The sequence below is a fragment of the Methylobacterium sp. ARG-1 genome (genome assembly GCF_001262595.1).
GTDB classification, from domain to species: Bacteria; Pseudomonadota; Alphaproteobacteria; order Rhizobiales; family Beijerinckiaceae; genus Methylobacterium; species Methylobacterium brachiatum.
In genome coordinates this window covers 56,684-75,951 of record NZ_LHCD01000020.1, presented here as the reverse complement: position 1 = coordinate 75,951, position 19,268 = coordinate 56,684, and the positions used below count along the sequence as shown (strand labels likewise).

15 protein-coding genes are annotated in these 19,268 nt (G+C 72.8%); 5 read left to right on the top strand and 10 right to left on the bottom strand.

Annotated elements, in window-relative coordinates; translation table 11 throughout:
- The 4 genes from AKJ13_RS18595 to AKJ13_RS18580 form a co-directional block, all read right to left on the bottom strand.
- Positions 1-1,041, bottom strand: coding sequence for a xanthine dehydrogenase family protein subunit M (locus tag AKJ13_RS18595; RefSeq protein ID WP_050734694.1), 1,041 nt, complete (start codon positions 1,039-1,041; stop codon positions 1-3).
- On the bottom strand, positions 1,038-1,529 hold the full coding sequence (locus AKJ13_RS18590; RefSeq protein WP_050734693.1) for a (2Fe-2S)-binding protein: 492 nt from the start codon (positions 1,527-1,529) through the stop codon (positions 1,038-1,040). Before AKJ13_RS18590 ends, AKJ13_RS18595 begins: the two co-directional genes overlap by 4 nt.
- A 121-nt stretch (positions 1,530-1,650) precedes the next feature.
- On the bottom strand, positions 1,651-1,872 hold the full coding sequence (locus AKJ13_RS18585) for a DUF2945 domain-containing protein (RefSeq protein WP_050734692.1): 222 nt from the start codon (positions 1,870-1,872) through the stop codon (positions 1,651-1,653).
- 325 nt (positions 1,873-2,197) lie between these two features.
- Positions 2,198-2,461, bottom strand: coding sequence for a hypothetical protein (locus tag AKJ13_RS18580; RefSeq protein WP_050734691.1), 264 nt, complete (start codon positions 2,459-2,461; stop codon positions 2,198-2,200).
- A gap of 249 nt (positions 2,462-2,710) precedes the next feature.
- On the opposite strand from AKJ13_RS18580, the gene AKJ13_RS18575 reads away from it, so the two are divergent.
- The 5 genes from AKJ13_RS18575 to AKJ13_RS18555 all read left to right on the top strand — a co-directional run bounded on the left by AKJ13_RS18575 (position 2,711) and on the right by AKJ13_RS18555 (position 11,033).
- Positions 2,711-3,964 carry a histidine kinase dimerization/phosphoacceptor domain -containing protein gene (locus AKJ13_RS18575; protein WP_200905661.1) on the top strand — a complete coding sequence of 418 codons (1,254 nt, stop codon included), beginning with the start codon at positions 2,711-2,713 and terminating at the stop codon, positions 3,962-3,964.
- Between the two features lie 112 nt (positions 3,965-4,076).
- The gene (locus AKJ13_RS18570; RefSeq protein WP_050734690.1) at positions 4,077-5,186 is read left to right on the top strand and encodes an efflux RND transporter periplasmic adaptor subunit; all 1,110 of its coding nucleotides are present in this window, start codon (positions 4,077-4,079) and stop codon (positions 5,184-5,186) included.
- Entirely contained in the window at positions 5,179-8,388 is a 3,210-nt protein-coding gene (locus AKJ13_RS18565; protein WP_244471652.1) for an efflux RND transporter permease subunit, read from the top strand. The genes AKJ13_RS18570 and AKJ13_RS18565 overlap by 8 nt, the downstream gene beginning before the upstream one ends.
- 102 nt (positions 8,389-8,490) lie before the next feature.
- Positions 8,491-9,519: a patatin-like phospholipase family protein gene (locus AKJ13_RS18560; RefSeq protein ID WP_050734689.1), complete on the top strand. Its 1,029-nt coding sequence runs from the start codon at positions 8,491-8,493 to the stop codon at positions 9,517-9,519.
- Between the two features lie 377 nt (positions 9,520-9,896).
- Positions 9,897-11,033, top strand: a complete 1,137-nt coding sequence (locus AKJ13_RS18555) for a hypothetical protein (protein WP_050734688.1) — start codon at positions 9,897-9,899, stop codon at positions 11,031-11,033.
- A gap of 560 nt (positions 11,034-11,593) precedes the next feature.
- Here the strand turns inward: AKJ13_RS18555 and AKJ13_RS18550 are convergent.
- The 6 genes from AKJ13_RS18550 to AKJ13_RS18525 all read right to left on the bottom strand — a co-directional run bounded on the left by AKJ13_RS18550 (position 11,594) and on the right by AKJ13_RS18525 (position 19,234).
- Positions 11,594-13,285 carry a DEAD/DEAH box helicase gene (locus tag AKJ13_RS18550; RefSeq protein WP_050734687.1) on the bottom strand — a complete coding sequence of 564 codons (1,692 nt, stop codon included), beginning with the start codon at positions 13,283-13,285 and terminating at the stop codon, positions 11,594-11,596.
- A 268-nt stretch (positions 13,286-13,553) separates the two neighbouring features.
- Positions 13,554-14,309: a precorrin-6A synthase (deacetylating) gene (gene cobF, locus AKJ13_RS18545; RefSeq protein WP_050734686.1), complete on the bottom strand. Its 756-nt coding sequence runs from the start codon at positions 14,307-14,309 to the stop codon at positions 13,554-13,556.
- A 49-nt stretch (positions 14,310-14,358) separates the two neighbouring features.
- Entirely contained in the window at positions 14,359-15,300 is a 942-nt protein-coding gene (locus AKJ13_RS18540; RefSeq protein ID WP_050734685.1) for an ornithine cyclodeaminase family protein, read from the bottom strand.
- 159 nt (positions 15,301-15,459) lie between these two features.
- A complete protein-coding gene (locus AKJ13_RS18535; RefSeq protein WP_050734684.1) occupies positions 15,460-16,581 on the bottom strand; it encodes a DSD1 family PLP-dependent enzyme in 1,122 nt (373 codons plus the stop codon).
- Positions 16,582-16,634: 53 nt separating this feature from the next.
- Positions 16,635-17,768, bottom strand: coding sequence for a pyridoxal-phosphate dependent enzyme (locus AKJ13_RS18530; protein ID WP_050734714.1), 1,134 nt, complete (start codon positions 17,766-17,768; stop codon positions 16,635-16,637).
- Positions 17,769-17,959: 191 nt separating this feature from the next.
- Positions 17,960-19,234, bottom strand: coding sequence for a D-amino acid dehydrogenase (locus AKJ13_RS18525; protein WP_050734683.1), 1,275 nt, complete (start codon positions 19,232-19,234; stop codon positions 17,960-17,962).
- Between the last annotated feature and the right edge of the window lie 34 nt (positions 19,235-19,268).

The following is a 19,268-nucleotide window of genomic DNA, read 5'->3' as shown; positions in this document are numbered from 1 at the left end:
TCAGACGATGCCGAACGGGGAGGCGGGAAGGGCCGGGATCCGGGCGGGGGTCCCGGCGGCGGCCAGCGTCAGCGCCCGGACCGCGACGCGGCGGGCGAGCTCGATCTTGAAGGCGTTGGCCTCGCCGGTGGGCTTGGCGCCGTCCAGCGCCAGGGCGGCGGCCCGGGCATAGGCCTCGGGGGAGGGCGCCTGGCTGGCGAGCGCGGCCTCGGCCGCCTCGACCCGCCAGGGCTTGAGCGCCAGCCCGCCGAAGGCGAGCCGGGCCCGGCCGATTTTTGCGCCGTCGAACGTGAGGGCCGCTGCCGCCGAGACCACCGCGAAGGCGTAGGAGGTGCGGTCGCGGACCTTGAGGTAGCGGGCATGGCCCTGGAACGCGGCCGCCTCGGGAGGCAGGCGCAGGGCGGTGATCAGCTCAGCCGGGCGCAGCGCGGTCTCGCGCTCCGGGTGGTCGCCGGGCAGGTTGTGGAAGGCGGTGAGCGGTACCTCCCGGGCGCCGTCCGGCCCGGCGATCTCCACCACCGCGTCGAGGGCGGCGAGCGGCACGCAGAAATCGGACGGGTTGGTGGCGATGCAGTGCTCGCTCCAGCCCTGGACGGCGTGGATCCGGGTGGCGTGCCCCAGGGCCGCGCAGCCGGAGCCGGGCGCGCGCTTGTTGCAGGGCGAGACCGCGTCGGTGAAGAACGGGCAGCGGGTCCGCTGCATCAGGTTGCCGCCCACCGTGGCGGCGTTGCGCAGCTGCGCCGAGGCGCCGGCCAGCAGGGCCTCGGCCACCATCGGGTAGGTCTTCGCGAAGGCTGGGTCGTGCGCGAGGTCGCTGTTGCGCACCAGGGCGCCGATCCGGGTGCCGCCGTCGGGCAGCTTCTCGATGCTGGAGAGACCCGGCAGCCGGGTGATGTCGACGATCCGGGCCGGGGCGGTGACGCCGCCCTTCATCAGGTCGACCAAGTTGGTGCCGGCGGCGAGATAGGCGGTGTCGGGAAGCTGCCCGGCCGCGACGGCCTCCGGCAGGCTCGCCGGGCGGATGTAGTCGAAGTTCCTCACGCCGCGTCCTCCCGGTGCTCGTTCCGGGCCGCAGCGTCCTGCACCGCGTCCAGGATGCCCGCATAGGCGCCGCAGCGGCAGAGGTTGCCGCTCATGCCCTCGCGGATGCGCTCGGGATCGGTGCCGGCATGGCCCTCGCGGATCAGGCCGACCGCGCTCATGATCTGGCCGGGGGTGCAGAACCCGCACTGGAAGCCGTCATGGGCGATGAAGGCGGCCTGGACCGGGTGCAGCCGGTCGCCCTCGGCCAGCCCCTCGATGGTCAGGATCTCGGCGCCGTCGAGGCTCACGGCGAGCGTCAGGCAGGCGTTGATCCGCCGCCCGTCCACCAGCACCGTGCAGGCGCCGCACTGGCCGCGGTCGCAGCCTTTCTTGGCGCCTGTCAGGCCGAGACGTTCGCGCAGGAGGTCGAGGAGGGTGACGCGCGGATCGTCGAGGGCGATCTCGCGGGCCTGCCCATTCAGGGTGAGCCTGAGGGGAATGGTCATGCTGGGTCCCGGCTGGCAAAGGCTGGAACCGTTACAGATAGCCGGCACCCCGGCCCCGGCGAGGCCCGGGGCGGGTATTATGTGCGCCAGCTCACAGGCCGGTACGCCTGCGCCGATCCGCTTACTTGACCGTCACCTCGGAGACGGACTTGAGCACCGTCTTGCCCTTCTCGGTCTTGATCTCCACGGCGGGCTCGTCCTTCGAGGCCTCGCGCTTGACCGTGTTGCCCTTGATGGTCTTCTCGACGTCCTTGGTGTGGACCTTGGTCACCGCGCCCTCGACGGTGCCCTTGCCCCACTTGTAGGTGACGTCGTCCCCGGTCTTCACCTTCGCCTTGCTCATCGCGCACTCCATCGTCTGGTGCGGGAGAAGGCCGCCGAGGGCGGGGGCGTTCCCGGACTTCCACGGCCGGGATGCCGCAGGTCCGGGCGTGGTGCCGAAATCGTGCGGCTCAGGATGCCGTCGCCTGGGCTCCCGCGGGCCGCGTCCTGTCGGACGATGATGGGGAAGGCCTTATGCGCAGGCCTGATCGGCACGTGTACCGACAGTCGAACACTCACCGTGTCAGTCCGGGGCCGCGAAGCGGAGCCCGGGAATGACGGGGCGATTCAGACGCGCCCGTCCCATCTCCGACCGAAGAGGCGGTCCGAGACGCGGCGGGCAGGCCTCAGCGCCTGACTTCCCCGCGCAACGCCGCGACCATCGCCTCGACCGTGGCCTGGGCGGTGTCGCCGAGGTCGATATCGGTCTCGCCGGCGGTGACGAGGCCGCGCTCCTCTAGCTCCTTCACGCCCGCCGGGTCGGCCTCGTGGCCGGCGCCGTCCTTGCGGATGACCGAGGTGACCCGCTCGCCGCTGACGAGGCGGTGATAGGCCGCGAAGGCGAAGATCGAGAGCGCCTTGTCGGAGAGTCCGTTCACATCGTCGGCCATGGTGCCATCCTTCGAGACGGGGGATTGACGGAACGCCGCCCAGCGCCGACGGGTCCGGGGGCGGGCGGGGGTGCGACGATCCGGTGCGACGACAGGGGCGACGACGGATGCGCCGCCGGAGGCTAGAGCGCGTGCCGCCGCGAGGGGCGCCGGTTCGGCGTCAGCGAGCGCGTCGGATCGCGGTCCCGGAGCCGGGCCGGCAGCTCCGCGTCGCCCTGGGACCGCCTTCCTGCTAATCTGCCGCCGCCCATGACCGCACAGACCGATCAGACCGCAGTGGAACCCAGCCCCGACGCGCCCGCGGATCCCGCCGCGCCCAGACCCGCGCCGCCCGATCTTGGCGACCGCCTGCGCCAGCAGGTGATCCTGTCCGAGTTCGGCGTCGAGGCCCTGCGCGGCACCGATGTCGACCACCTGCTGCAGCGGGCCGCGGAGCTGTGCGCGCAGGGGATGGGGGCCGAGTTCTGCAAGGCGCTGGAATACCGCCGCGGCGAGGACACGCTGCTGGTGCGCGCCGGCGTCGGCTGGGGCCCGGAGGTGATCGGGCAGGCCCGGGTCGGGGCCGACCTCGCCTCCCCGGCTGGCTTCGCCCTCAAGACCGGCCGGCCGGTGATCTCGAACCACCTCGCCGAGGAGACTCGCTTCCGCACGCCCCAGCTGATGGCCGAGTACGGCATCCGCCGGGCGATCAACGTGCTGATCGAGAACCGGGACGGGGCCTTCGGCGTGCTCGAGGTGGACGACACCCGTGAGGGCATGTTCGAGGAATCCGACATCGCCTTCATGCAGGGCTTCGCCAACCTGCTCGGCGGCGCGATCGAGCGCCAGCGCACTGAGAGCCTGCTGCGCGCGGCACTGGCCCGGCAGGATCTCCTCGCCCGCGAGATGAGCCACCGGGTCAAGAACAGCCTCGCCATCGTGGCGAGCCTGCTCGCCCTCCAGGCCCGGGCCGCCGAGGCCGAGCCCGCCGTGCAGACGGCCCTGTCGGATGCGCGCAGCCGGGTCGAGGCCATCGCCGGCGTCCACGACCAGCTCTGGCGGCAGGGTGACAAGACCGGGGATGGGGAGGGGGAGGGCGTGCCCGGCGAGCTCGACCTCGCGCCCTTCCTGGAGAAGCTGGTGGCCAATCTCGACAGCGGCGCCCCGGGCCAGTCCCTCACCTGCACGGCGGCGGCGCAGCGGATCTCGGCCGACCGGGCGATCCCGATTGGGCTCCTGGTCAACGAACTCGTCACCAACGCGCTCAAATATGCCTACCCGCCCGAGACGCATCCGGACGGCGGCGCGATCCGGGTCCGCGCGGAGCGCGAACTCGACACCCTGGTGGTCGAGGTCGCCGACGACGGCGTCGGGCTGCCGGCGGATTTCGAGATCGGGCGCAGCTCGAAGAGCCTCGGCATGCGGGTGGTCGGCAGCCTCACCCGGCAGCTCGGCGGTACGCTGACGGTGCCGCGGACGGGGCAGGGCGCCTGCTTCCGGCTCGAAGTGCCCCTGGCGGGTTGAGCCGCCGTCCCGGCCCCCTGCCCAAGTTCAGGTAGATTCGGACGAAGAAACCGGGCAAAAGTGGCAATCGCCGTCGGGGCACTCCCGGATCGGCGCTTGCGGAGGGGGCGGGATGCGACGGCGGCGCGTGCTGCTGGCAGGGCTGGCCCTGGCAGGCCTCCTCACCCTTGCCGTCCTGACTCTCGCCGCCCCGGCCGGGCCGGACCTGCGCGCGCGGGGCGCTCCCCTGCTCGCCACCTTGAACGGCCTTGTCACGGCATTCCTGCCGGAGGCGCCGGCCGCCGTCCCGGAGCCGAAGGCGACTGCGCGGGTCGCCGTCGAGGACGGCCGCACGATCGTGCGGCTCACCCCGGAGGAGCGCGACCGGGTCGGCCTCCGAACCGCCATCCTGCCGGCCCGGCCGCACCGCCAGGAGCTGACCGCCTATGGCAGCGTGCTCGACCTCGCCCGGGTGACCGAGCTGACCAACGCCTATGCCGGCGCGGTGGCCGGGCTCCAGACCGCCCGGGCCCGGGCCGAGGTCTCGGCCAGCGCCGCGCGGCGGGCCCGCAGCCTCGGCCCCGCCACCATGGCGGCCGCCCAGATCGAGACCGTCGAGGCCACCGTGCTGACCGACCAGGCCGCCGTCACGGCCGCGGAATCGCAGCTGCGCACCCTGGCCGCCACCGCCCAGCAGGAATGGGGCCCGGTGCTCGGCCGCGCCATCGTCGAGCGCGGGCCGCTGGTCACGCGCCTGATCGAGCGCGCCGACTTCCTGATGCAGGTGACCCTGCCCCCGGGCGAGACCCTGAACCCGCCGCCGGACGCGGCCTTTGCGGAGGTGCCGCCCCAGAGCGACCGGGTCCCCCTGCGGCTGGTCTCCCCGGCGACCCGCACCGATCCGCGGATCCAGGGCCAGAGCTTCTTCTACCGCGTCTCCGGGGCGGGCGGCCTCCTGCCCGGCATGAGCACGATGGCGTTCCTGCCGGCCGCCCGCTCGGCCACCGGGGTGCTGGTCCCGGAGGACGCCGTGGTGCACGGGGAGGGGGGAACCTGGGTCTACCGGGGGATGCAGGGCGGCTATGTCCGCCACCCGGTCCGGGCCGACGCGCCGCTCTCGGCCGACGCCTTCGTGGTCGAGGACCTGCCCGACGGCACCGAGATCGTGCTGAAGGGCGGCCAGGCCCTGCTCTCCGAGGAGATGAAGGGCCAGATCCGGGTCTCCGGCGACGACGATGACTAAAGCGCGCGCCGCCGAAGCGGACACCGGTTCGGCGCCAGCGAGCGCGTTGAACCAAGGTGAGCCCCTGCCCCGCGGTCCCCAGGCCGGGCTGGTCGGGTTCTCGGTGCGGCGGCCGCACGTGGTGCTGGCCCTCGCCTGCGCGCTCCTGGCCTTCGGGCTCTACGCCCTGCGCAGCGCCCGCTACGACGTCTTTCCGGAATTCGCGCCGCCCACCGTGACGATCCAGACCGAGGCGCCCGGCCTCGACCCCGAGCAGGTCGAGGTCTTGGTCACCCAGGCGATCGAGGGGGCGGTGGGCGGCCTGCCTGGGCTGGAGAGCCTGCGTTCCTCGTCGATCCAGGGCCTGTCGGTGATCAGTGCGGCGTTCCGGGCCGGCAGCGACGTCGACCGGGTGCGCCAGCGGGTCAACGAGCGCTTGGCCGCCCTGGCCGGAAGGCTGCCGCAGGGCGTGATGGCGCCCGCCATGACGGCGCTCACCTCCTCCACCTCGACGGTGCTGCTGATCGGCCTCACCTCGGACAGCCGCAGCGCCATGGACCTGCGCACGCTCGCCGACTGGACGGTCCGGCTGCGCCTCCAGGCGGTGCCGGGCATCGCCCAGGTCTCGGTCTATGGCGGCGACGTGCGCGCCCTCCAGGTGCAGGTCCGCCCCGACGACCTGATCCGCTACCGGGTCGGGCTCAACGACGTGCTGGCCGCCGCCCGCAAGGCCACGGGGGTGCGGGGCGCCGGGTTCGTGGACACGCCGAACCAGCGGGTCGGCCTGCGCACCGAGGGGCAGTCGCTCACCCCGGAGGCGCTGGGGCGCACCGTGCTGGTCAACGAGGGCGGGGCGAGCGTGGTCCTGGCCGACGTCGCCACGATCCTGGCCGCCCCCGAGCCGGCGATCGGCGCGGCCCTGGTGGACGGCAAGCCCGGGGTGCTGCTGATGGTCGGCGCCCAGGTCGGAGTCGACACGCGGACCGTCACCCGGCGCCTGGAGACGGCCCTGGCGGAGCTGCGGCCGGCCCTGGCGCGGGCCGGGGTGAGCCTGCATGCCGACCTGTTCCGCCCGGCGAATTTCGTCGATGTCGCCAACGGCAACGTCCTCCAGGCGCTGATGCTGGGCGGCGCCCTGGTGGTCATCGTCCTGCTGGTCTTTTTGGCCGACTGGCGCACGGCCCTGATCAGCGCGGCGGCGATCCCGCTCTCGCTGATCGCCGCGGCGCTCGCCCTCCAGGCCTGGGGCGAGAGCCTCAACACCATGACGCTGGGCGGGCTGGCGCTCGCCATCGGCGAGGTGGTGGACGACGCGGTGATCGGCGTCGAGAACGTCGCCCGGCGCCTGCGCGAGGCCCGAGCGAAAGGGAGGAGCGGCGGTCCCCGGGTGGTGTTCGACGCGATCCTGGAGGTGCGCGGCGCGGTCGCCTACGCCACCCTGGCGGTGCTGCTGATGTTCCTGCCGGTGCTGGCGCTCACCGGGGTGGCCGGCCGCCTGTTCGGCCCCCTGGCGCTCGCCTATATCGCCGCCGTGCTGGCCTCGCTGCTGGTGGCGCTCACGGTCACGCCCGCCCTCGCCCTGATGCTGCTCGGTGGGACAGGCCGCACCAAGGCCGGGGCCGCCGACCCGCCGGTGGTGCGCCTGTGCCGGGCGGCCTATCGCGGGCTTCTCGCCGGGATCGGGCGGGCGCCGCGCACCGCGATCCTCGCGAGCGCGCTGGCGGTTCTGGCCGGGGCCATGTTGGTGCCGCGGCTCGGCGCAAGCTTCCTGCCCGACCTGAAGGAGGGCCACCTGATCCTGCACATGGCCGCGGCCCCCGGCACCGCCCTGCAGGAATCGCAGCGCCTGGGCGGCCTGATCACCGCTGGCCTCAAGGGCATTCCCGGCGTCCGGACCGTGGCGGCGCAGATCGGCCGGGCCGAGGCCGGGCAGGACACCGCCGGCACCCATTACAGCGAGATCCATATCGACCTCGAGCCCGGGCTCGACGGGGCGGCCCAGCGGGCTACGGAAGCCGGGATCCGCGCCCTCATGGCGGGCTTCCCGGGGGCGGCCTTCTCGCTCAAGACCTTCCTGACCGAGCGGATCGAGGAGACGGTCTCGGGCCACACCGCACCGGTGGTGGTCAACCTGATCGGCGACGACCTGCCCCGGATCGAGGCCGCCGCCCGGGCGGTGGCGCGCGAGCTCGCCGAGGTGCGGGGCGCCCGCGACGTGCAGCTTGCCGCGCCGGCCGGGCTGCCGCAGGTGACCGCCGCCCTGCGGCCGGCGGACCTGCGCCACTGGGGGCTCGACGCGATCGAGGTTCTGGAATCGGTGCGCACCGCCTACCAGGGCGACACGGTCGGCCAGACCTATGTCGGCAACGCGGTGTTCAACGTGCTGGTGATCCTCGACGCCCGGGCTCGCGGCCGGCTCAGCGCGCTGGGCGACCTGCCCCTGCGCAATCCGGGTGGGCGCTATGTCCGGCTCTCCCAGGTCGCCGACATCTACGAGAGCACCGGCCGCTACCAAGTCCAGCATCAGGGCGCCCAGCGGGTCCAGACGGTGACCGCAGGCGTCGAGGGCCGGGACGTGGCCGGCTTCGTGGCGGCGGCGCGCGCCAAGATCGCCCGGTCGGTGCGCCTGCCGGAGGGCGTCTACGTCGCCTTCGCGGGGGCCGCAGAGGCGCAGGCCCAGGCTCGCACCGATCTCCTGGCCCATGCGGCGCTCGCCGGGTTCGGCATCGTGCTGCTGCTCGCCGTGGTCACCGGCTCGGGGGCCAACCTGCTGCTGGTGCTGGTGACCCTGCCCTTCGCGTTCGTCGGCGGGGTGGCGGCGATCGTGCTCACCGGGGGCGTGCTCTCCCTCGGGTCGATCGTCGGCTTCGTCACCCTGTCGGGCATCAGCCTGCGCAACAGCGTGATGATGATCGCCCATTACGAGCAGCTCGTCACCGCGGGCCGACCCTGGGACCGGGCCACCGCGGTGGAGGGCGCCGCCGACCGGATGGTGCCGATCCTGATGACCTCCCTGGTCACCGGCCTCGGCCTGCTGCCCCTGGCGCTGGGGGCGGGCGAGCCCGGCCGGGAGATCGAGGGCCCGATGGCGCTGGTGATCCTGGGTGGCCTCGTCACCGCGACGCTGCTCACCCTGGCGATCCTGCCGGAGCTCGCCCTGCGCTTCGCCCGGTTCCGGGGGCCGGGGAGGGGGCTCGAGACGGAGCCCCGGGCCGCAGCCTGAGCCTGCGGCACCGGATCAGTCCGCCGCAGTGCAGCAATCCGGGCGCGGGCGCGTTGCCGCTGGTTCGGGACGATGCCCGGGCGCTCCGGATCAGCAGGGACGATGGCAGAGATGAAACCGCGCGTGGCCCTCGGGCTCCAGGGTGGCGGCTCCTACGGCGCCTATGGTTGGGGCGTGATCGACCGGCTGCTGGAGGAGCATATCGAGATCGTCGCGGTCAGCGGCGCCAGCGCGGGCGCGCTGAACGGCGCCGCCCTGGTGGCGGGGCTGGCCACCGGCGGCGACGCGGGCGGCCGGGAAGCCCTGGAGCGGCTGTGGCGGGCGACCGCCGAGCGCTCGCCCCTGCGCGGCTTCGAGGGGTTCGGGACCTATTTCGAGCCCTTCCTGGACCCGTTCGTCGCCCGGTCCCTGGCGCTGTTCCGGGAGGCCTCGGCCTATGTCTCGCCGTTCCTGCCGGCCTTGCGCGACATGCACCTGTTCCAGGCGGTGGTGCGCGCCAGCATCGACCTCGAAACCGTCGCCCGCCAGGAACGGGTGCCGCTCTACGTCTCGGCCACCGACATCCTCACCGGGGCGGCGCGCCTGTTCACCGGGCCCGAGGTGACGCTCAAGGCGCTGATGGCCTCCTCGTGCCTGCCGGAGCTGTTCGCCCCGGTGGAGATCGACGGCCGGCGCTACTGGGACGGGGGCTACGCCGCCAACCCAGCCCTGGAGCCGCTGGTGTTCAACGGCCACGGCGCGACCGACCTGATCGTCCTGCAGCTGACGCCGTTCGTGACCGACGAGATCGGCCTGCTGCCCTCCGAGATCGCCGGGCGGGTCAGCGACATCAGCTTCAACGCCTGCCTGATGCGCGACCTGAAGGCGCTGACCGAATTGCAGCGCTACGCCCGGGAAACGGACACCCGGGACGCCCGGATGGCGGCGGTGGCCGACATCAACATCCACCTGCTGCAGGCGCCCTGCGAGCTGGCCGGGGGCGAGATCAGCAAGCTCGACACCCGCTGGTCGACGATCGGCGCCCTGCGCGACCTCGGCCGCGCCACCGCCGAAAGCTGGCTCTCGGAATCCGGACACGCGATCGGCACCGATTCAAGCCTTCAGACCCTGGAGGCGGTGATCGCGCCCTGAGGCCGGGGCACCGGGATTCACCTGCCGCTTTCGACCGCTGCCGGCGCAAGAGTTTGACATGTCGGCAGCTCTGGATCCCGGGCTCCGCTCCCGCGGCCCCGGGATGACGGCGCGTGGCGGCACCGGTCGCGCCTTCGGCCGGAGAGCAATGAGACGTCCGACCTGCGTAACCCGTACCTTCCTGCGGTGGGAGCGCGCGTTGCGTGAATCCGACAGGGGCCGGGGAGGGGGCTCCAACGCACCGAACAGCGAAAAGCACCCCTCCTCCCGGGCCGACCAAGTCGCCGCCGCGTCGGCCATGCGCGGGCGGGGCTGGACAAACCCGGGGGACCCCGCGATCTGGCGTGAAAGGGCTCGGCGGATCAGAGCGGACGACAGTGACCGGGATCAGGAACGCGGCGGCCGCAAGGCTTTCGGAGCGGCTCCACGGGTTTCGCAGCCTGGGCGGCAATTGCGAGTTCGGCTTCGTCCAGCGCTACGGCGGCGTCGAGCCGTCCGGCCTGCTGCGGTTCTCCTACACGCCGATGGAGGATCTGATCCGCGGCCTGCGCTGCGGCTTCGCGGATTTCGGCGCGCCGGGCGACCTGCGCATCGCGGTGAGCGCCGGCGGCACCTATTACTGCCACAGCGTCGCCTACAACATCTGGGCGAACACCGGCCACCCAGCCGGCTCGATCGACCCGGAGGTGCTGGTCGAGCGCGAATACGGCCGCCTCGCCCACCTGAAGCGCAAGATGCTGGACGATCTCGCCGACGGGTCGAAGATCCTGGTGCGCAAGGTCGGCCGCGACACCCCGGATTCCGAGTTCGAGCGCCTGGCCGAGGCGGTCTGGGCGCACGGGCCCTCGACGCTGCTGCGCGTCACCGCGGCCGGGCCGGACTGGCGCCCGGAGCCCGCGCGGCGGGTCGCCGACCGGGTGATCGCCGGGCAGGTGCGCCGCTTCGCCCCCACCGAGCAGGCCTGGGAGGTCGATCTCGAGCCCTGGATTCACCTCGTCGACAGCGCCTACGCGCTGGCGCACGGCCAGGCCCCGACGGATCTGGGGGCGGGAGCCTTCGCGGACGCCCTGTCCCTGCCGTCCGGCCTGCGCCGGCATGCCGGGCGGCACCCGACCCCGGCACTCAGCGCCTATACGCGGGCGGTCGACCCGGCCCGCCTCGGCACCGACCGGGCCTACGTGTTCTCGACCTGGGTGTGGATCCCGGAGGCGTTCGGCGGCGACCGGGTGTTTGCCGTCGCCGGGCACGGGCGCCTGGGCTGGCGCGACGCCGACCTGTCGCGGCGCGGCTGCTGGCAGCGGGTCTGGGCCGCCGGACGGATGCGCCGGGGCGTCGACCGCGAGCCTGTCGGGCTCGGCATGATCGGGACCCGGCAGGACAAGTTCTGGTCGTTCGGCGCGCGCTTCCACGAAGGCCCGATCCCGGAGGAGGGGGCCGCACCGACGGTCCGGATGCCGCCTGCCCGCTTACCCGGGCGCCGCCTGTTCGGCTGGCTCCGCTCGAAGCGGCCGTAACGCCCACGTCCATCGCCGCAGCTGTGTCGGCGATCCTCGGCGCGCCGGAGCGGCGACCGGGGCGCCGCCCCGGCGCTCGATCGCTCACGCGCCAGTCCACGGCCATGCAGGCGAGGCCGCCGGAAGCGGTGATCGGGAGCCGCCGACCGCCTGCAAGACCTCGACCTGTCGGCGGGTCTGGATCCCGGGCTCCGCTGCGCGGCCCCGGGATGACGGTGTGGTTCTGGAGGCGGCTGCCCGGATCCTGCGCCAGGGCCATCAGAAGACATCCCGGACCTGCCATCGGGCCCCAGCAGCACCCTTCCAACCCACATCCAGAGTTCGCATAAGATATATTATGGAACCAAAGCCATAAGCGCGGCCGGGTGAGGGGGTCTGGCATGCCAGATGGCCGGGTTCGCCGCCGAATCGGAGCGGCGTATCCCACCGGTCTCTGGCCGGCCCCCGAGAGCCGGCCCGATCCTCGGCGCCGCAAAACGGCAGCACACCCGAGAAGCGAAGCGGCGGAACCGGGTGAGGGCGGTTCGAGCAACCCGGGTCAAAGCGCCCTCCCCGCGGCGTCACGCGGCGCGCCTGGCCAGCCGGCTCTGGTCGACGAAGATCCGGCCGTCCTGGGCGCGGCACTCGATCTGGTCCGACAGCCGGCCCGGCCGGATCCGGATCGCCGCCGGCCGAGCCAGGGAATCGGCCTGGGCCAGGAAGCCGGCGGCGTCCATCGGCGCGTCGCGGCCGCCGCCGAGCCCGCGCCACCACAGCACCGCCTTCTCCCGCTCGTAGCCGCTGCGCTCGGGCCGCAGGCGTACCCGCCAATCGGCCGCGACGGCGCCGTCCCGCCAGCCGAGCACGAGGTCGAGCCCGTCCGGGGCCGCCTCCAGGCTCAGATCCATCACCGGATGCCAGGGCGCGTCCGCCTCCGGAGCAGGGCCGGCCGGCTCCGCGGCCGGCACGATCTCGGCCGAGAGGATCGGCAGTTCGTCCTCGGCCGCGGCGTCGTGCAGGGCGGCCGGGTCGGCCTCGTCCTCCGGCTCGGTCCAGCAGGCCTCGCAGGTGGAGGCGTTCAGGGCGATCAGGGCGCCGCAGCCGGGGCAGGGCTTGGCGCGCAGGCCCCCTGCCCCGCCGAGCACCTGGGCGGCACTCTGCGCCGTCACGGCGTCCACCGGCCCGTGCATCCGCACCAGGCCGGCATAGTCCAGGATCAGCGCGTCTTCCTTGCCGGGGGCGCAGCGCAGCGCCCGGCCGACCTGCTGGACGTAGAGGCCGGTGCTGCGTGTCGGGCGCAGCAGCGCCACGAGGTCGACCTCAGGGGCGTTGAAGCCGGTGCCGAGCACGCCCACCGAGGTCAGGCAGCGGATCTTCCCCGCCCGGAATGCCGCCACGATCCGGTCACGCTCCCGGCGGGGCGTCTCGCCCGAGACCGTCTCGCAGGAATACCCCTCGGCCCGCACCGCGTCGCGCACGGAATCGGCATGGGCGAGGCCGGCGCAGAAGGCGAGCCAGGCCCGGCGGCCGGCGCCGTACTCCGTCAGCTCGGCCACGGCGGCCCGGGTGATCCAGTCGCGGTTGACCGCCGCTTCCAGCTCCCCCGGGATGTAGTCGCCCCCGCGCCGGCCGACCCCGGAGACGTCGAGCTGGGTCAGGGTCGCCTTGGACACGAGCGGCGCCAGGAAACCGCGCCGGATCAGGTCGCCGGTATCGGCCTCGTAGGCAATCCCGGCGAACAGGCGGCCCTCCCCTGCGTCGAGCCGGCCGGAATCGAGCCGGTAGGGGGTCGCGGTGAAGCCCGCCACCCGCATCCCGGGGGTCAGCGCCTGCAGCCCGGCCAGGAACCGGCCGTAGCGGGTATGGGCGGCGCGGGGGATCAGGTGCGCCTCGTCGACGATCACGAGGTCGCGCGGGCCGACGGCGTCGAGCCAGTCGGCGACGGACTGGATGCCGCAGACCAGGACCTGCGCACCGGCCTCCCGCCGGCCGAGCCCGGCGGAGAAGATGCCGGCCGGCGCCTCCGGCCAGTAGCGGGTCAACTCCGAGAAATTCTGGGCGACGAGCTCGCGGCTGTGGGTGACGATCGCCACCCGGGCGAGGGGGTCTTGTGTGACCATCTCCTGGGCCAACGCAGCGATGACCAGGGCCTTGCCGGCCCCGGTGGGCAGCACGACCAGATGTCCGGGCGCCGCCGCGTCGCCCCCTCCCCGCCCCCAGGCGGCCGCGAGCGCGTCGAGGCTGGCGCGCTGGTAGTCCCGCAAGCGCAGCATGGCGGCGGTCTAGCCGGGTCGGACCGCCCTGTCCGTGGCGGCGGAGTCACGGCAAGGGCCGGCGTTCGCACGGGGCGTGTTCGAACCGCCCCCTCCCATCCTCCTCCTGAGGCAGCGAAGCGGAGGCCTCGAAGGAGCCCTCCAGCCGGCCGCGCGATCCCTGGAGGCCTCCTTCAAGGCCGCTGTGCGGCACCGCAGGATGAGGGAAGAGATCGGGATATCCGCGCGCAGCGCAACACTCCGGGGCCGGGGGCGCAGCCTCTCTCGCTCAGAGCCGTCGTAACAGATAAATATCCATGATCCAGCCGTGCCGTGCCCGGGCCTCCGCCCGGACCCGCCGGATCTCGTCGCCGACCGTGCCGAGGCGGCCGGCGATCAGGATCTCGTCCGGACTGCCGAGATAGGCGCCCCAGTAGACCGTCAGATCCGGGTCGAGATGGGCGAAGCGCGGGTCGCCGTCGAGCATCACCACGACGCTGTCGGCCCCCTCGGGCCAGCCCGCCGCGAGGCGGCGCCCGGTGGTGATCAGCACCGGCCCGCCGATGGCGTTCAGCGGCACGCCGTGGCGGGCGGCCAGGACCTGCACGCTGGAGAGGCCGGGGATCACGGAGTAGGTCAGGGCGAGACGCCCGCGCGAAGCAATGCGGTCGAGGATCCGCAGGGTGCTGTCGTAGAGGGCCGGGTCGCCCCAGACCAGGATCGCCCCGACCTGCCCGGCTTCGAGCTCCGCCGCGAAGGTCGCCTCCAGCCGCTCGGCCCGGGCCGCGTGCCAGGCCTCGACGGTGGCGCCGTAATCGGCCGGATGGCGCTCCCGGGGCGGGTCCTCGACGGTGACGACCCGGTGGGGGTTTCGGATATGGGCAGCACAGATCCGCTTACGGATGTCCACGAGGTCGGCGGTCTCGGTGCGCTTGTCGAGCACGAACACCGCGTCGACATCGGAGAGCGCCCGCACCGCCTGGAGGGTCAGGTGCTCGGGATCGCCCGTGCCGATGCCGATGACCCGGATCTGCCTGTCCTGCATGCCGCTCTGTCCTCCGCCGGGGCGGGGGGAGGGCCGGCGTCGGCGTCCCCTACCCGCGCCCGCCCGCTTTGGCGAGGATCGCCCGGGCGATGGTCAGGTCCTGGAGGGCAATGCCGGAGGAATCGAACACCGTGATCGTCTCCGGGTCGGTCCGCCCCGCGTTGCGTCCCCCCTGCCCGCTCCCCAGCACGGCGCCGATCGCCCGCAGCTCCGCCGCAGCGGGGGCGTGCTGGAACTCGCCGATGGTGCGCGATTGCTCGGGCAGGTCGCAGTAGAGGGCTGCCCGTTCCAGCAGGGCCGGGGGCAGCTCCTGCTTGCCCTTGGCATCCGCCCCCATGGCGGCGACATGGGTGCCGGGGCGGACCCAGTCCGCCTCGAACAACGGCGCCCGGGCGGGCGTCGCCGTGACGATCACGTCGGCGGCCCGGCAGGCCTCCTGCGGATCGGCCGCCCGCACCTCCACGGCGATCCCCTGCCCGCGCAGGCGCTCGCCGAACCCCGCGACCTTGGCCGCGTCGCGCGCCACCACCAGCACGGTCCGGATCGGCAGGACCCGGGCGAGCGCCGCGCATTCGAACTCCGCCTGGTTGCCGGCCCCGAACACGGCGAGCACCGCCGAATCCGGCCGGGCCAGGACGCTCGCCGCCACCGCGTCGGCGGCGGCGGTGCGATAGGCGTTGACGCGGCCCGCCTCGATCACCGTGTCGACCCGGCCGACATCCTGGTCGAACAGCAGGATCACCGAATTGTGCCGCGGCAGGCCCCGGTCGGGATTGCCCGGCCAGAACGAGCCGACCTTCAGGCCAGCATAACCAGCGGTCGATCCCGACTTGATCGAGAACCGGTTGGTCGGCTCCGAGCCGTGCCCCAGCACCGCCGGGAACAGGGTGGTGCCCGGCGCGACCGCGGCGATCAACGCCTCCCGGGCCGCCTCGAACGCCAGGGCGTGATCGACCAGGGCGGCGGATTCCTCTTCCGAGATGAAGCGCATGAGCGGCAAGCCTTTCCTGTCATTCGGCCTCTCCCACCCGCGCCCTCATCCTGAGGTGCCGGGCGATCGACGATCGCTCGGCCTCGAAGGAGCCCTCCTTCGAGGCCGCTGGCGCGGCCACCTCAGGATGAGGGGAATGGGTGGGAGGCGCCCCCTACCCTACAACGTCATGCCGCGGGCGGTGACCGGCCAGACCGCCTCGACCCGGCCGTTCCGCACGCCGACATACCAGTCGTAGACGTTGACGGTCGGGTCGCAATGGCCCGGGATCAGCTTCAGGCGGTCGTTGAGCTTGAGCACGTTGCCGGGATCGCTGATCACCCCGTGCTCGTCCGAGCACTTGACGTATTCGACGTCGCTCCGGCCGAACACCAGAGGCAGGCCGCTATCGATGCTCTGGGCCTTCAGGCCGGCATCGCAGATCGCGACATCGGCCTTGGCCTTGCTCATGATCGACGTGACGATGAACAGGCTGTTCTCGAAATCGCCGATCGGCTGGCCGCTCGCATCCTTCACCCGCTGGTAGTCGGCGTCCATGAACACGTAGGAGCCGCATTGCAGCTCGTTGTAGACGCCGCTGCCGCCCTCCAGGGCGAAGCTGCCGGTGCCGGCGCCCGCCACGATATCGCAGCTGAGCCCTTCGGCCTTCAGCAGGTCGACGGTGCGCTTCGTGTCGTCGATCGCCGCCTGGATCAGCGCCTTGCGCTCATCGTAGTCGCGCACGTGCTGCGCCCGGCCCTGATAGGCCTGCAGCCCAGCGAATGTAAGCCCCGGCGCCGCCGCGATCCGCTTGGCGATCGCCACGGCCGGCTCGCCCGGGGCGACGCCGCAGCGGCCGGCGCCGACATCGATCTCCACCAGGGCCTCGAGGGTGACGCCGTACTTCACCGCGGCCGCCGACAGGTCATCGACATTGCCGAGGTCGTCGACGCAGACCAGCACCCGCGCCCGGGTGGCGAGCGCGGCCAGGCGCTCGATCTTCTGCGGCGCCACGACCTGGTTCGACACGAGCACGTCGCGGATGCCGGCGCTGACCAGGGCCTCGGCTTCGCTGACCTTCTGGCAGCAGACGCCGCAGGCCCCGCCCCGCTCGATCTGCACCGTCGCGATGTCGGAGGATTTGTGCGTCTTGGCATGGGCCCGGTGGCGCAGGCCGTTCTCCTTCATGAAGCGGCCGAGCTTGTCGACGTTGCGCTCGAAGGCGTCGAGATCGACCATCAGGCAGGGGGTGTCGATCTCCTCGACCGGCATGCCGACGCGGGCGGGAATGTTGTTGCGCATGGGTTTTCCTCCTGTCGGGGCGTCTTCTTGGTTCGCGGTCGCGGAAGCTCAGGTCACGGGGCGAGACCCAGAAGCTCGGCGATGCGCGGCGTCGCCTTGATGCCGGTGCCGGTGAGCACCACCGCGACGGTCTCGTCGGGCCCGATCGCGCCGCTCGCGGTCAGGTCGGTCAGCGCCGCCGCGGCCATGGCGCAGGTCGGCTCGACGTAGAGGCCGGAGCGGGCGAGCTCCATCAGCGCCGCCTCGATCGCGGCCTCCGAGACCGCCACGGTGCTGCCCCCGGAGCGGCGGAGCGCCGCCAGCACCGCCCGGCCGCGCACCGGTTGGGCGATGGACGCGCCCTCGGCGAGGGTCGGACGCGGGGTGACCGGCAGGAAGTCCTCGGCCTCCGCCTGGAAGCCGGCATGCAGGGGCGCGCAATGGGCCGGCTGCACCGCGTAGAGGCGGGGCAGGCGGGCGATCGCCCCCCGGCGCAGCAGCTCCGAGAAGCCGATGTCGCAGCCCAGGATGTTGCTGCCCGCCCCGCACGGGATGATCACCGCGTCGGGGGCGGAGAAACCCAGATCCTCCCACAGCTCGTAGGCGAGCGTCTTGGTGCCCTGGAGGAAATGCGCCTGCCAGTTGTGGCTGGCATAGAAGATCGTGTCGGCCTGCCGCACCGCCGCGTCCGCGGTGTCCTGGCGGGTGCCGGGGATCAGCTCGACCTCGGCGCCGGCGGCGCGCATCTGCACGGTCTTGGCCGGCGAGGTTGAAGCCGGGACCAGGATCTTGGCCCGCATCCCGGCGGCGGCCGCGTAGGTCGCCACCGCGGCGCCGCCGTTGCCGGAGGAATCCTCCAGCACCGCGTCGATCCCCTGCTGGCGCAGGATCGACAGCATCACGGAGGCGCCGCGATCCTTGAAGCTGCCCGAGGGGGCGAACCATTCGAGCTTGAAATGGGCCTGGCGCCCCCGCCAGGGCCGGCGCACCAGCGGCGTGCAGCCCTCCCCCAGCGAGACCGGATCCGTGACCGCCACCGGCAGCGACGCCGCGTAGCGCCAAAGCGAGCGCTGCCCGGTATCGATCTGCCCCCGGTCGATCCCGGGCAGCGGCGAGATCATCAGCGGGCCGCCCGAATCACCCCGCCAGCGCGGGATCTCGATCGGGTAGGAGGCGCCGGTCGCGGGGTCGATATAGGCTGGGGGCATGCGCATCACGGCTCGGGAATCCGGGGCGGCTCAGGCACTGTATACATAATAATCCAACCTGGCACGTCGGCCGTGGGACGTCCGAGCTCCAGTGCGGGTGCGGAGCGGGGCTCCCTTGCCACATCAGGGCTCCGCCCTGATCACCCGCCACAGGGCTGGCCCGTTGGGAACCCCGGACTATCCAAGCCGCATCAGGCCGCCAGATCCAGGCCCACGGCCTCCGGCGCGTGCTCGGCGGCCACCGCCTCGGCGACGAGCTCGGCGGTGGCGCCCGAGAGAGTCCAGCCGAGATGGCCGTGGCCGGTGTTGTAGAACACGCCCTTCCGGCGCCCGCGCCCGACCTTGGGCAGCATGTTCGGCAGCATCGGCCGCAGGCCGCTCCAGGCCACGACCCGATCGGTGTCGACCAGCGGGAACTGCTCCCGGGTCCAGTCGATCAGCGGCTGCACCCGGTCGTGGCGGATGTCGCGGTTGAAGCCGTTGAACTCGGCGGTGCCGGCGACCCGCAGGCGCTCGTCGCCGAGCCGGCTGGTGACGATCTTGGCCGCCTCGTCGAGGATGCTGACCTCCGGGGCCGCCTTCTGTGCCTGCGGGGTCAGCAGGTTCACGGTGATCGAGTAGCCCTTCACCGGGTAGACGTTGACCCGGTCCCCGAGCATCGCGGCGAAGCGCCGGCTGGCACAGCCCGCGCAGATCACCACCGCGTCGGCGCGCAGCACCTGCGCGTCGGCGGTCGGCCGGTCGGCAAGATGGCCTGCTTGACGCCAGCCGATGGCGTAGCCCCCCTCCCCGGCCGCGATCGTCTCGACGCTGGCGTCGTGGACGAAGCGGACGCCCTTGCGGGCGCAGGCGGCGGCGAGGCCGCGGGTGAATTTGTGGATGTCGCCGGTGGCGTCCGACGGGGTGAAGTAGCCGCCCGCATAGGTGCCGGCCAGCGTCGGCTCGATCGCCCGGATCTCCTCCGGGGTCACGGCGTAGCGCTCGAGCCCGCCCTCCCGCAGCAGGGCGTTGACGGCGTGCGCCTTCTCGAAGCTCGCCCGGTCCCGGTAGAAATGCAGGATGCCGCGGGTCTTGAGGTCGAAATCGATACCCTCGGCCTCCGCCATGGCGAACAGGGCGGTGCGCGCCTTGAGCGCCAGCCGCACGGTCTCCACGGTGTTCTGCCGGTAATGGGCGATCTCGCGCACGAACTCCGCCATCCAGGACAGCTTGTGCCAGGACGGGGTGGGATTCATCAGCAGCGGAGCGTCGCGGCGCATCATCCACTGGATACCGTGGAGCACGGTGGAGAGCTTGTTCCAGACCTCGGCGTTGCAGGCCGAGAGCTGGCCACCATTGGCGAAGGAGGTCTCCATGGCGGCGTAGCGCTGCCGGTCGACGATGGTGACGCTGTAGCCACGCCGGGCGAGCGCATAGGCGGTGGTCACGCCGGTGATGCCGGCGCCGATGATGGCGATGTGGGTCATGATGGGTACTCCGGGACGTGCGGACGCGGGAAGG

Bases quoted from the DNA above. Each gene is read 5' to 3' on its own strand.
- AKJ13_RS18590 (WP_050734693.1), bottom strand. From the start codon at position 1,529: ATGACCATTCCCCTCAGGCTCACCCTGAATGGGCAGGCCCGCGAGATC.
- AKJ13_RS18585 (WP_050734692.1), bottom strand. From the start codon at position 1,872: ATGAGCAAGGCGAAGGTGAAGACCGGGGACGACGTCACCTACAAGTGG.
- AKJ13_RS18580 (WP_050734691.1), bottom strand. From the start codon at position 2,461: ATGGCCGACGATGTGAACGGACTCTCCGACAAGGCGCTCTCGATCTTC.
- AKJ13_RS18575 (WP_200905661.1), top strand. From the start codon at position 2,711: ATGACCGCACAGACCGATCAGACCGCAGTGGAACCCAGCCCCGACGCG.
- AKJ13_RS18570 (WP_050734690.1), top strand. From the start codon at position 4,077: ATGCGACGGCGGCGCGTGCTGCTGGCAGGGCTGGCCCTGGCAGGCCTC.
- AKJ13_RS18565 (WP_244471652.1), top strand. From the start codon at position 5,179: ATGACTAAAGCGCGCGCCGCCGAAGCGGACACCGGTTCGGCGCCAGCG.
- AKJ13_RS18560 (WP_050734689.1), top strand. From the start codon at position 8,491: ATGGCAGAGATGAAACCGCGCGTGGCCCTCGGGCTCCAGGGTGGCGGC.
- AKJ13_RS18550 (WP_050734687.1), bottom strand. From the start codon at position 13,285: ATGCTGCGCTTGCGGGACTACCAGCGCGCCAGCCTCGACGCGCTCGCG.
- cobF (WP_050734686.1), bottom strand. From the start codon at position 14,309: ATGCAGGACAGGCAGATCCGGGTCATCGGCATCGGCACGGGCGATCCC.
- AKJ13_RS18540 (WP_050734685.1), bottom strand. From the start codon at position 15,300: ATGCGCTTCATCTCGGAAGAGGAATCCGCCGCCCTGGTCGATCACGCC.
- AKJ13_RS18535 (WP_050734684.1), bottom strand. From the start codon at position 16,581: ATGCGCAACAACATTCCCGCCCGCGTCGGCATGCCGGTCGAGGAGATC.
- AKJ13_RS18530 (WP_050734714.1), bottom strand. From the start codon at position 17,768: ATGCCCCCAGCCTATATCGACCCCGCGACCGGCGCCTCCTACCCGATC.
- AKJ13_RS18525 (WP_050734683.1), bottom strand. From the start codon at position 19,234: ATGACCCACATCGCCATCATCGGCGCCGGCATCACCGGCGTGACCACC.